The sequence below is a fragment of the Hyphomicrobium zavarzinii ATCC 27496 genome, from assembly GCF_000383415.1.
GTDB lineage: Bacteria > Pseudomonadota > Alphaproteobacteria > Rhizobiales > Hyphomicrobiaceae > Hyphomicrobium_C > Hyphomicrobium_C zavarzinii.
Genome location: NZ_KB911255.1, coordinates 514,498 through 526,702 on the forward strand (window position 1 = coordinate 514,498; position 12,205 = coordinate 526,702).

Consider the following 12,205-nt stretch of genomic DNA (forward strand, 5'->3'; position numbering starts at 1 on the left):
GACGTCACCGCCGCATTCACGTGCGGCGGTGCCTCACCCCTGCTTCAGCAACACAGATTCAGCAATAGAGAGCTATGGCGCTCGCGAGTAGGCCGTTGGCCACGCGTATGCGGCCGCGGGCGGTGTGGCCGCGCGGAAACTCGCCGGCGTCGCGCTCGAATGTGGCCTTGAAAGTCTCCGCGCGGAGATCGATCTCGATTGAGAGGTCTTCGAATTCGAGCATTTCCCGCGTCACCGGGAACTGGCACTTGAACGTGCATTCCTTGGCGCTGAAGAGGGCGCGGGCGAGGAGATCTCGCTCGTTTCGCGCGGCCGATTGCAGCCACGCAATTTCCTCGGCCCGGCCGATCGTTTCCAGGACGCCTGGAGGCAACGTCTCGGCCGGTTCCAGGTCGATGCCAATGGCGCGCACACCGTCGTCCGCGCGCCCGACCGCCACGGCGCAATGGCAATCCGTGTGCGTGATGCTGCCGACGTAGCCTGCCGGCCAGAGCGGCATTCGATCGGGGCCTGGGAGAAGGGGCTTTCTAGGAGCGCCGAGCTTTGCAAGCGCGTCATGGGCTGCATTTCGCCCTGCCAGAAACTCACGCCTGCGCTTCGCCACAGCAGGGGCGACGGCTGCTTGCTCCTCGGGAAAGGATGCGGCGAGGCCGTCCCCGATCGCACGTTCGACGATCGCGATGCGTGGGTCGAGGAGGCCCGCGAAGATGCTCACGATACGCCGCGTGTCCGCTCCGGCACGGCCCGGCGTCCCAGCATGGCCTGGCGACGTGCGGCGGCGCGATCAGCAACCTGGCTCAGGTGCTTTCCGGCCTGTCCGCGATCCTGGATGTGTCCCGCAAGACCGGCCACTGTCGGGAAGCGATAGATGTCGGTGATGGTGAGCTCGGGCGCGATGCTGGCCTTGAGGTCGCGGTGAAGCTGGACGGCCAGCAGCGAGTGGCCGCCAAGCGTGAAGAAGTTGTCGAACGCACCGACCCGTTCCACGCCGAGCAGCTTCTTGAAGGCATCCGACAGGCGGAGCTGCAAGTCGTTCGTCGGGGCGATGTACTCGACGGGAGCCTTCGTGCGGCAGGCTTCCTCGGGGCGGGGCAGAGCCTTGCGGTCCACTTTCGCGTTAGGGGTCAGCGGGAACGATTGCATGGTGACGAAGTGCGCCGGCACCATGAAGTCCGGTAGCGCATGACGCACGTGAGCCTTCAATTCCGCATCCGGCACGGGCTCGCGCTCGTAGCGCACGTACGCGACGATGCGCACGTCGTTCGCTTCGTCCTCTCTCGCCATTACAACTGCTTCGGCGACGGCGGGGTGGAGACCGATACGCGCTTCGATCTCACCGAGCTCGATGCGATAGCCGCGCACCTTGACCTGATGATCCGCGCGGCCGAGGAAGTGTATCTCGCCATCCTCGCCGATGCGCACGAGATCGCCCGTGCGATAGACGCGCTCGCCTGGGACGAACGGATTTTCGAGGAAGCGCTCGCGGGTGAGGTCGTCACGGCCGAGATAGCCGCGGGTGACGCCGTCGCCGCCGATGTGGAGCTCGCCCGGGACGCCCGGCGGAACGAGCCGGCGCGCGTCGTCGAGAATGTAGAGCTGCGTGTTGGCGATGGGCGTTCCGAGCGGCACGGCGCCGCTGCCCGCAGCGGTGGCCGGTCCCGTCGAGGACCAGATGGTGGTTTCGGTGGGGCCGTACATGTTCTCGACCGTGGCGGCGGTGGTTTTCCTCAGGTCGTTGAGGAGCGCAGGCTGAAGCGCTTCGCCGCCGATGAACAGGTGGCGGATGGACTGAAGCGCGGCGCGATCCTCGTCGCTCATGAGGATCATGGCGGCCATGGACGGCGTGCACTGCATATGGGTAACGCCGTGGCGGCGCACGAGGGCGGCGAGGCTGCCGTGCTCGCCCATGTCGACGATGGAGTTGCCCTGGGCGTGAACCGCGCCCACGACTTCGGCGAGAGGCTCCAGTGCCTGCAGAGCCACTTCCGTCGAGACGCCGAAGTCGATGAGGCACGCAATCTCGTTGACGCCGATCGCCTTGAGCTGCTCGGTGCGCGCCATGGCGTCGTCGAAGGTGCCGAAGAGGCCGCTATCGTCAAAGTAGCGCAGGAACGCGAACTCGATGATGGCATCGACCTCCTCGGGATCGAGGGTCTGGAGATCGATGTCCATGGGCTGTGTGACGCCCTTGGGCTTCTTGAAGGCGGGGAAGGCCCAGGCATACTGCTTTATCAGCGCCGCTGCGCTTCTGAGATAAGCCTTCATCGGCTCACGGGCGGCCGCGCGCACTTCTTCCCTGTCGTGCCCGATCAAGGTGTGCAGCATCAGCGTGACGGTGTAATCGGCTGGATTGCGTCCGGTCTCGGCGAGCGTTTCACGGTAGATGCGGATCTTGTCCGCGACCTCGTCGATGGATTGGCCGAGAAGATGTGTGAGCACATTGGCGCCGAGGCGGGCTGCTTCGCGGTAGGTGTCCGGATTGCCGGCCGTCGTCACCCAGATCGGCAGCTCCTTGCTGACCGGGCGAGGCTGGGTGAGCACGTTCACCTGCTTGCCGCCGGGAGCGTCGAACTGCACGGCCTCGCCGCGCCAGAGACGTCGCACGGCGTCGATGTCGCGCAGCATGGCGCTCTTGTTGTTGGGCGGCGCGTTTTCCGGGCGCAGCAGGAAGTCCTCGGGCATCCAGCCCGACGCGAACGCGATGCCCGCGCGGCCGTTGCTGATGTTGTCGATGACCGCCCATTCCTCGGCCACGCGCGCGGGGTGATGCAGCGGCAGCACGCAACTGCCGGCGCGGATGTCGAGGTTGCGGGTGACGGCCGCGACGGCCGCACCGGTTACTGACGGGTTGGGGTAGGGGCCGCCGAAGGCGTGGAAGTGCCGCTCCGGTGTCCACACGGCGCGGAAGCCGCGTGTGTCGGCATAGCGCGCGCCCTTGAGCAGGAGCTGATATTTCCGCGGCCCCGCTCCATCGTCGTTGCCCCAGAAGTAGAGGCTGAAATCCATAGGTGCGTGGGCGCCTTGCCGCCGCTTCGCGGTCGTGGCGGCCCGTTGCTGGCTCGTGTGGACGACAACCGCAAAGCCGTTGGCCAGCGTCCAGAACAGCTCGAGCACCGAGATGTCGAACGAGAGGCTGGTTACAGCCAGCCAAACGGGCTGCGTGTCTGCCGCGCGCGGAATGCGATCGTCCATTCCGGCGAAGAAGTTCACGACGTTCCTGTGCTCGACCATCACGCCCTTGGGACGCCCGGTCGATCCAGAGGTGTAGATCACATAGGCGAGGTTCGCGGAGGTTGTTTCGGTCTGCGGGGCCGATGCGGCGGCGCTCGCCTTGGAAGCTGCCTCCTCGACCGACAGCACATGGACGGCGCTGGTGCCAACCGGCGGCTGGAGGCCCTTCTCCGTGAGGACGATGGAGAGGCCGCTGTCCTCGATCATGAGGGCGATGCGGTCCTTCGGATAGATGGGATCGAGCGGAACGTACGCGCCGCCTGCCTTGAGGATCGCGAGCGCGCCGACGACGAGGTCGCACGACCGGTGTACGTAGAGGCCGACGAGCGTATCCGGCTTCACGCCGAGGGAAACGAGCGTCTCTGCAACGCGGTTGGCTCGTGCATCGAGATCGCGGTAGGTCAGTTTCTCATCCTCGCAGATGAGGGCTGTCGCGTCGGGCGTGCGCGCTGCTTGCTGTTCGATCAGGCGATGCACGAGTGCGGTGCGGTCGTAGGGGCGGCCCGTCTGGTTGCGGCCGACGAGCAGGGTTTCGACTTCCGCGTCCGACATGAGCGGAAGATCCGCGACCTTTTCGGGTGCGCTCTTGCTCGCTAACGCCGAGAAAACCGCCTGGATCTGACGTGAGATCGCATCGAGAGCGGTGCGCGGCAGACGAGCCGTGTCAGCGAGAACGTCAATGGCGTGTGCGCTGGGCGGAATGACGAAAGTGAGGATGCTTCCCGGGAGAGGCTCCGAGCTGGTGGATCCGCCCGTCAGTCGAATTGCGACCGTGGCGCGGCCGGGAGAAAGCTTTGGATTGCAGTTAACGAGATCTCCGGCATAGCCGCGGCGGCGGCGGGCTTCGGCCAGCTCCTTTGCGACGGAGGTGGAGAGAGAAGCTGTCGTCGTGTCCGATGCGACCTCGAGAGTCAGAGGGACGGCCGGTGCGATATAGCCCGCGAACGTAGCGCTGTCCGCGGCGAGGCGGTCGCCGACGAGGGCGATCCGGAAGCGGGACTGGTTGCCTGTGCGCGCAAAAAATGCGGCAAGCGCCGAGACAGTCCGCTCCGCCTCCCAGGTCTCGGGCAGGGGAAGCTGGATGGTCTCATACGCGGGGATCGCGCCGTCGTCTTTCGGCAGCACGCCGTTGAGATCGGGATCGCGCGCCTCCGTGAGGCGATCGCGGAAATAGCTCTCGTTCTTCGCCAGCTCGTGCGTCAGCTCCGTGAGCCGGATGCTTTCGTCTGCGTCGAGCGGGCGGATCACCTCGCCCTTGGCGAGAACCGCGCTGGGATCGACAGCCTCACCCGCGCTGTCGCGGAGTGCCTTGATACGCACGCTGCCGTCGGCTGCGGCGAGGGTGGCGCCGCTCTTGTCGACATCGATCACCGTTCCTGGGCGCGCCGCGACGCTCGTCGTGTCGATTTCGAGATCGGTCACGGCGTAGGCGCCGGATGCGGTTCTGATCTTGGGCAGGCAGAGCGGGTTTGCGTAGCGCTGGCCGAAGGAGAGCGCGCGCTGAAGACGTCCGATCTGGCTGACCGACTGGCGGAAGTCTAGGGTGGCGGCGGCTTCGGGGCGTTTTGTCTTCCCGAAGTAGAGGCGCTCGCCGAAGGATTGCGGGCGGCCTTCGAGGCTTCCGCTCTCGATCTTCTCGATCAGCTCGGAGAACGAGGCAATGCCAGCTTCGAAGCACTTCGTATTCAGCGTGAGCGCTGTGTCATCGTCGCTGATCTCGAAGGCGCGCTCGGCGTAGATCGCGCCCTCGTCGATCCCCTCCGACAGTGCGTGCCAGGTGACGCCGTAGCCGGTCTCTCCGGCCAGGATGGCCCAGACCGGCGTGTTGAGGCCTGCGTAGCGAGGCAGAGGGCCATCATGGAAGTTCGCCGAGCCTTCACGCGCGCGCTGCCAGACACCCTTGGGGATGAGCCGGAGATTGGCGATGCTGAAGAACCAGTCGTAGGTGTAGGGCGCGAGATCCTGCTCGAGGCTGGCGCCGGGCGCCAGGGTCGGGATGCCGTGCCCTTTGGCCCAGGACGCGACCTGATCGTTGGCCGTAACGACCGCTTCGATCTTGTGCTGCCGCTCTCGCAGCGCCTCTCCGCATTGGACGAGGAGCGATTCATCGCCCATCACCACACACGCAATCTTCTTTGCTGCGGCTTGCGTCATGTCAGCCCTATAGAAATACGACGTAGGTTCGGAGACCGCCCTGGAATTGACGGGAGGCGGCACGCGTCAAGAAAGGTCACTGTTTTCAGTGCCTTGGTCCGCATCCCTCTGGTTCCCGTTTGGGCGCATCTTAGCTTCTTTGCCACCATCCGTCAGACGAGCCCGAGCACATGGTGAAAGCGAACAATTTTCTGGATTCTAGCGCGGAAACCCCCTTCACTTCCGTGGGCGGATAGAGTGATGGTTAACGGCGGGTGCTCGCAATATCATCCGGCGCTTCGGGAGCGGGCAGCCGGCGCGCTCGATTGACAACCTACCAGTTGGTAGGTAAAAAGTGGCAAATGACGACCATGGATACCAAGACAGCTTTGCTCGCGGAGGCGGAGAGCCTCGTGCGTACCGTCGGGTATGCTGCTTTCAGCTATGCCGACCTTTCGGAGCGCGTCGGGATACGCAAGGCCAGCATCCACCATCACTTTCCCACCAAGGAGAGCTTGGGGAACGCGCTGATCGACTCTTATCTCGAGCGCTTCCAGGCTGAGCTCGCCAAGCTTTCGGAGCGCCGGCTCGACACCAAGGGCAAGCTTCTGGCTTACGGCGATTTCTTCGTTCAGGGATTACGCGATCGGCAGATGCCCCTTTGCGGCGCATTGGCTGCAGATGCGGCCTATCTGCCGCCTTCGATGCAAGGGCGCGTCGAGCATTTCTTTCGTATTCATCTCGAGTGGCTGGAGCAGACGCTTCGCTCCGGTGTGTCGAGCGGCGATGTTCGCGCCGATCTCAAGCCCGAGCGGGCGGCGCTTCTCGTGCTGAGCACGCTTCAAGGGGCGAGCCTCGTCGCGTGGGCCTTGAAAGATCCCAGCACCATTCGTCCCGCCCTCAAGGAGGTCGTGGACAGCCTTGCGACGTAATTTTTTGGATCGATAGACTACCGACTGGAAGGAAGTCGGACCGATGGAAAAACTGGCGGATCGTTCGCGTCTTGAAGGAAAAGGTGCGGGAAGGCGAAAAGCCCTCGCGCCCGACGCGGAGTTGCTTTCGCGGGAGATCGAGGCGGCACATTCCCTTTCGCGCCGGACCTTTCTTGCCGCAACGTTCGCATTGGCTGCGCCAGTACTGCGATATGTGCCTGCGCGAGCGGGTGCGCCGTCCGCACTTTCGGTAAGCGAGGTGGCGCCGGGGGTCTTCGTTCATCAGGGGCTCTACGAGGAGCAGTCTCCGCAAAACAGGGGTGATATCGCGAACGCGAGCTTCATCGTCGGCAAGGACGCTGTGGCGGTCATCGACACGTCGGGCAGCTTCAAAGTGGGCCGGGAGCTGCACGCAGCGATCCGAGGCGTGACGGACCGGCCAATCAAGTACGTCATCAACACGCACATGCATCCAGATCATGTGCTGGGCAATGCGGCCTTCAAGGCGGACAGGCCGGACTATGTCGGTCATCACAAGCTACAACGCGCGCTCGCCATGCGGGCCGATAGCTATCTCCAGTCCAACAAGCTGATGCTCGGCGACGAGGCGTTCGAAGGCTCGGAGATCGTGCTGCCCACCGTGCTGGTGGAGGACAAGCTGTCGCTCGATCTGGGCGGGCGTAGCCTCGTCTGCGAGCCCCAGAAAACGGCGCATACCGATAACGATCTCATAATCACGGATACGGCAACCGACACGCTGTTTCTCGGCGACCTGCTGTTCTCCGTCCATATTCCGACGATCGACGGCTCCATCAAGGGCTGGCTTTCGCTGCTGGACGAGCTTGCGACGCGGAAAGCGGCGCGCGTGGTGCCGGGGCACGGACCTCCAGCCATGGAGTTCCCAGGCGCGCTCGATGCCGAGCGGAAATACCTGTCCACGGTGGCCAGCGATGTCCGCAAGCTGATCGCTGACAACAAGACGATGAGCGAGGCCGCCAAAACCGCCGCGCTTTCGGAACGGGCGGATTGGAAACTGTTCGACACCTTCCACGTGCGAAACGTGACCACGGCGTTCGCGGAGTTGGAATGGGACTGACCGAGACAAGAGCAACAAGATCAATCGAGGAGGATAGCCGGTGAGCAGGATTTTCAAGGTCGGAGGACTTGTCAGCGACGTAGGGCGCCGCACAGCGATCGCGGTTGCTCTCGCGCTTGGTGTGGCGGGAATGTCTTTGCCTGCCGTTGCCGGCGATGAAGACCTTTGGCCGTCGCTGCGCAAGGAAGTCTTCGGTGAAAGAGCGATCGTCGAGGGCGACGGCCTCATTGTGATCGACGCGCCGGAGCGGGCGGAGGACGCAGCGATCGTTCCGATCACCATGCGCGTGCCGCCCAGCGTCAAGGGCGCGCTGAAGTCGCTCACGCTGATCATCGACCAAAACCCGGCGCCCGTGGCAGCTGCGTTCACGTTCGGTCCTGCCGCCGGGGATGGCGGCGGAGAGCGGCGCATGACCACGCGCGTACGCATCGATACCTACTCGTATGTGCGCGCCATCGTGGAGACCAGCGATGGCACGCTGCACATGGCAAAGACTTTCGTAAAGGCGTCCGGCGGATGCTCGGCGCCCGCACCCAAGGATATCGACGGCGCGAGTTCGGATCTCGGGAAGATCGTCGTGAAGAGCTTCGATCCTGCGCTCGAGACGACGCCGCTTCGGGAAGCGCAAATCATGATCCGTCACCCGAACATCAACGGGCTTCAGATGGACCCGGTAACGCGCGCCTATACACCTGCGCGGTTCGTGAAGACGATGACGGTCAATCGGGGCGAGGATCTCGTTTTCCGGGTTGAGACCAGCATCTCGATCTCATCCGATCCGCACTATCGCTTCACCTACGCCAACACAAAGAACAACGAGCTCGACGTCGTCGCCATCGACACCGACGAGACCGAGTTCAAGGGCGAGACCCGTCACAAAGGTCTTTGACGGTTGCAAACGAAATGCCCGCAGCCGGTGTGGTTTGGCTGCGGGCGCGCGACGAAGTGACGGGAGCGTGGGGGCACTCCATCGCTTTCCGAGTTCTTCTCTTAGCGATACTTGGCCCAGTGGGCTGTAGAGGGATCCTCGAGCTTGATCCGCACGCCGCCGTAGGCTGCCAAGCCAAGCGTATTGTAGCCCAGGATCTCCTGATACTGCTCATCCAGCAGGTTATCGACACGTCCGAAGATCTCGAACTGCGGCGTGACCTCGTAGGATCCCGCGATGTTCACGAGCCAATAGTCGTCCAGCACGACGTTCTGGAAGCTCACGAAGTCGGTGTCTTCCGTCTGGCCGTTGTAGATCGCCGCAAGGTTGAGATTTCCGCGGCCACCATCGAAGCTGTAGTTCACGTCGCCACGCCCCGCGTGCTCGGGGCGGCGGATCTCGATGGAGCCGTCGGGGTTGGAAGCGTCGAGGTAGGTGTAGCTGGCGCCGATTGTCAGGCCCTGCATCACGGCGAGACGGCCTGAAATCTCCACACCCTTGCGCTCGCTCACACCGAGCTGATTGTACATGGAGTTACCGGAGCTGGTGATCTCGTTCTTGAGGTCGGCTTCGAAGTAGGTCACGTCCAGGATAGCGCGGCCCTTGAGGAAGCTGAACTCCACACCGGCGTCCCAGCTGTAGGATTCCTCGGGAACCAGGTTCGGGTTTCCGATGAAGTTACCGAGAACGGTGCCGAACTGCTCGAACATGCCGGGCAGGGCAACGCTGGTGCCGGTGCTGGTGTGCGGCCTCAGGCCGATCTCAGGCAAATTCAGCGACGCGTTGACGTTCCAGGTCGTGAAATCGGCGAACGTATCGTTGTTGTCACGACGGATCGTGCCGCCCACGAACAAGCGGTCGTAGAAGCCCGTGCGGTATTCGCCGACCGTCGCCACGTGACCGCGCTCGCGGGTGAGCGCGTCGGTGTAGCTGTATCCCGGGGTGAACTCCTCGTCCTTCTTCTCGATGAAGCCGCTGATGCTGTGCTTCGATTGCAGAAGCTCAGGTGTCGAGAAGCGATAGGTGGCGAGGTAGGAGTAGGTTTCGGCGATGGAGTCGTTCGTTGAGACGCCGCCCCAGGGGCCCGATGCGAAGTACCAGGAGTCCGTGTCGGTCCGGTTGGCTTTGACCACGTGCGTGAGCGCGCCTCCCAGCATGTCCCACCGCAGGTTCACGCCGCCGAGGAAGAGATCCGTCTTGGAATAGTCCGGCGCATCGCCCACGCTGTTGTAAGGGGTTTGGGGGCGCGGCATGTAAAGATCGGGGTCGGAGTTGACGAGCTTGTGCGAGTTGCGCACGAAGAAATCGAGCGTCATGCCCTGCATCAGGGTCACACCGCCTTTGACGTTGATGCTGGAGTTGTTCCAGGGATCGTCTTCCGTGCCCCAGATGTCCCAGTTGAAGCCGTCCTGCTCGCGGTAACCGGCGCTGATCGCCAGCCAGAACTGGTCGGTGCCGCCGGAAGCGCGGGCGGACACATCTCGCGTGCCATAGCTGCCGAACTCGGTCTTCGCAGCCAAGGTGATCGGGCCCTTGCCGCCCTTCGTGATGACGTTGACGACGCCACCGATCGCCTTCGAGCCGTAGATACCGCTCTGTCCGCCGCGAATGACCTCAATGCGCTCGATGTCGTCGGCCATGAGGTTCGACCAGTCGAATTCGTTGCCGGTGGCCGCGGAGGCGTCGATGCCGTCGATGAGCACGAGGGTGTGATTGCCTTCGGCGCCGCGGATACGGATTTGCGTGATGCCGCCTGCACTTCCCGATTGGCTGACCGAGACGCCCGGCAGGCTGCGAAGCGCGTCGGCGGCATGGCGGATCTGCTGCGCCTTGAGCTGGGCGCCGGTCACGACTGTGATGGCTGAGCCGATCTGATTGGCGGGGACGCCGGTCACGGTCTGGCCGTCGCCGCCGTTCGATGTGAGCGTGGCCGCATCAGCGGAATCCGCGGGGCCAGGGACGGCGTAGGATGACGGCGAGCCAGTGGTCTTGCTCACCTTTGTTTTGGGCTTCTCGACGGTCGCGCCTTCGACGACCAGCGGCGGAAGCTCCTCCGCTTCCTGGGCTACGGCGGGCGTCGCGAGCGTCACAAGCGTGGCGCTGGTCGAGAGCAGAAGCGCTTTCAAGACACCTTTTGGCGCCGATGTCGCGGCGATATTACGATACGTCACAAATTCCCCCGTCACGAGTGATGGACGGGAACTCCGGCAGGTCGGCCCGACGGCTCGCAACGGCGGCACACAATGCGAAGGCGCCGCAAGTATCGCGGCACGATGCATTGCCCGCCATACGCGAGCGTTCTTGGTTCTCAAATCAGGTGGGTATCGAGACCCTGGGCATGCCTGACGTTGCTCCCATTCGGTTGCACATCAGCCGCCACTACGGGTAACCGTTCCAACGCGCGTCCCGCACGTAGGATGGGCGACTCGTGCCGGCAGGTCTCCTGGCTCACGGCTCAAGCGTCTCTTTACCTGCCTTCCCGGTTGCCCAATTGGGGGCCGCCAGTGGCGTCGTTGGTAGAGACTCGCCGTTTACAGTTGCGGGAGCAGCCTCGGCTTCGACGTGCTGCGCTTTTCAGCGCTCGCGTCACACCGTGTTCCCTCTTAGTCGCCGCCTGCTTGCGCAGATGGTGACACCGTCACGTTTCTTAGAGCGCCTCAAGGGAGGGGCAGAGTCAATGTGCAAACCTCGAACTCTTCCAACAGCACCTCCATGCGAGACACATCTGCCACACTCCTGATGTGGAGCGTTGCGCAGGTTACTCGTCGTCGCTCTCGGAGGCCCTGTCGAACTCAGCGCGCCAAGCTTCTATACTCTGCTGCAAAGCTTGATCAGCCGATGCTTCGCTGCGCCGGATCAGTTGGCGGATGGCATTTCGCAGCGCGGCTCTTTCGAGGCGGGTTTGTGGCTCGTCGAAGTTTGCCGGATCTTCCCGGTTCTCGATGGCGCGCCACACACGCTGCTTCGTCGCGGTGTAGGCAGGCGGTCCGAAAGCTGCGAGATAGTTCTGGAATTTTACGAACAATCCATCGTCGTAGGGAGTGTCCTCGCCCAGTGCGCCGATGACGGGGTTGCCGGGATAGAGGAACGCGCACGGCGTCAGGCCGTCGGGGATTGGCGTGTTCGCCGAATGCGTTCTGCGCGCGGATAGTAGTTTGGGCAGCACGTGGGTGTGAGGACCTGGCGGCGAGACGCCGCCCGTGTCCGGCCCGCCGATCTTCTGATAAACCTCGGCGCGGCCGAGATGCGATATCACGACCCGGTGCGGATGCTGCGAGAGGATGGCCATGCCGGCCTCGGTGGCGAAGGTCGGTTTACCGCAGCAGCTCCTGAGCACGCGCAAGAGATCCGGATCGCTGGTGCGCACGCAGAAGTCGATTTGCGGCTGGGCAAGGCCCACATCGAACAGAATGGCGCCTCGATCCTCGGGGCGGATGGCGTCGCGATCGATGCCGAGCTCGGTCAAGGCCTCGCGCTGAGCGGCTGCGGCTTCCGCGTCGGGCAGGCAAAGCGCGATGCCCTGGCTCCAGCGATGGGGACGAGGGCTCAACAACTCGTAAGCGACGGGCTCTACGTTCTCCTTCAGCGCAATGCGGATGGCGCCGCGGCTGGTGGCGCGGGTGAGATTGGCCGGATCGTCGACGATCAACCTCTCGCCCTCGTCCTGGTGATACTCGCCGATGGCGCCGAAGGAGCCGACGCTCCAGCCGCAAGTCCAGCTTCGAAGCTCTGCCTCGATGAGTGTGCGCAAGTCTGCCAGCGTAACGAAAGCGGGCGATGGAGCGTGTGGATCAAGTGTAGCCATGGCGAGTTCCCCGTCAGAGACGATGGAACGAGAAGCCGCCCGAGGACAGGTATGCCGGAGTTCGGGAGACAAGCGAGACA

General features: G+C 63.7%; 7 protein-coding genes and 1 riboswitch. Of the genes, 3 read left to right on the plus strand and 4 right to left on the minus strand.

The annotated features are described in order from the left end of the window. Window positions 1-58: 58 nt before the first annotated feature. Both F812_RS22250 and F812_RS0102400 read right to left on the minus strand, forming a co-directional pair. The gene (locus F812_RS22250; RefSeq protein WP_020084359.1) at window positions 59-715 is read right to left on the minus strand and encodes a 4'-phosphopantetheinyl transferase family protein; all 657 of its coding nucleotides are present in this window, start codon (window positions 713-715) and stop codon (window positions 59-61) included. Next, entirely contained in the window at window positions 712-5,385 is a 4,674-nt protein-coding gene (locus F812_RS0102400; RefSeq protein ID WP_020084360.1) for a MupA/Atu3671 family FMN-dependent luciferase-like monooxygenase, read from the minus strand. The genes F812_RS22250 and F812_RS0102400 overlap by 4 nt, the downstream gene beginning before the upstream one ends. 341 nt (window positions 5,386-5,726) lie before the next feature. Between F812_RS0102400 and F812_RS0102405 the strand changes: the two genes are divergently transcribed. From F812_RS0102405 to F812_RS0102415, 3 genes are all read left to right on the plus strand, one after another. Beyond that, window positions 5,727-6,296 (plus strand): TetR/AcrR family transcriptional regulator, encoded by a 570-nt coding sequence (locus tag F812_RS0102405; protein WP_020084361.1) that lies wholly within the window; start codon window positions 5,727-5,729, stop codon window positions 6,294-6,296. A 214-nt stretch (window positions 6,297-6,510) separates the two neighbouring features. Next, window positions 6,511-7,392, plus strand: coding sequence for a quinoprotein relay system zinc metallohydrolase 2 (locus F812_RS0102410; protein WP_280647554.1), 882 nt, complete (start codon window positions 6,511-6,513; stop codon window positions 7,390-7,392). Between the two features lie 40 nt (window positions 7,393-7,432). After that, window positions 7,433-8,281 (plus strand): quinoprotein dehydrogenase-associated SoxYZ-like carrier, encoded by an 849-nt coding sequence (locus F812_RS0102415; RefSeq protein WP_020084363.1) that lies wholly within the window; start codon window positions 7,433-7,435, stop codon window positions 8,279-8,281. A gap of 101 nt (window positions 8,282-8,382) precedes the next feature. Here F812_RS0102415 and F812_RS0102420 read toward each other — a convergent pair whose 3' ends face one another. Beyond that, window positions 8,383-10,491 carry a TonB-dependent receptor plug domain-containing protein gene (locus tag F812_RS0102420; protein ID WP_198011118.1) on the minus strand — a complete coding sequence of 703 codons (2,109 nt, stop codon included), beginning with the start codon at window positions 10,489-10,491 and terminating at the stop codon, window positions 8,383-8,385. Window positions 10,492-10,736: 245 nt separating this feature from the next. Continuing rightward, a riboswitch (cobalamin riboswitch) is annotated at window positions 10,737-10,975 on the minus strand. Between the two features lie 103 nt (window positions 10,976-11,078). Then, complete coding sequence (locus F812_RS0102425; protein WP_051113739.1) at window positions 11,079-12,125, minus strand: DUF6925 family protein; 1,047 nt, start codon at window positions 12,123-12,125, stop codon at window positions 11,079-11,081. Window positions 12,126-12,205 lie beyond the last annotated feature (80 nt).

Excerpts from the sequence above, each read along its gene's own strand:
- F812_RS0102405 (WP_020084361.1), top strand. The coding sequence starts at position 5,727 with ATGACGACCATGGATACCAAGACAGCTTTGCTCGCGGAGGCGGAGAGC.
- F812_RS0102400 (WP_020084360.1), bottom strand. The coding sequence starts at position 5,385 with ATGACGCAAGCCGCAGCAAAGAAGATTGCGTGTGTGGTGATGGGCGAT.
- F812_RS0102425 (WP_051113739.1), bottom strand. The coding sequence starts at position 12,125 with ATGGCTACACTTGATCCACACGCTCCATCGCCCGCTTTCGTTACGCTG.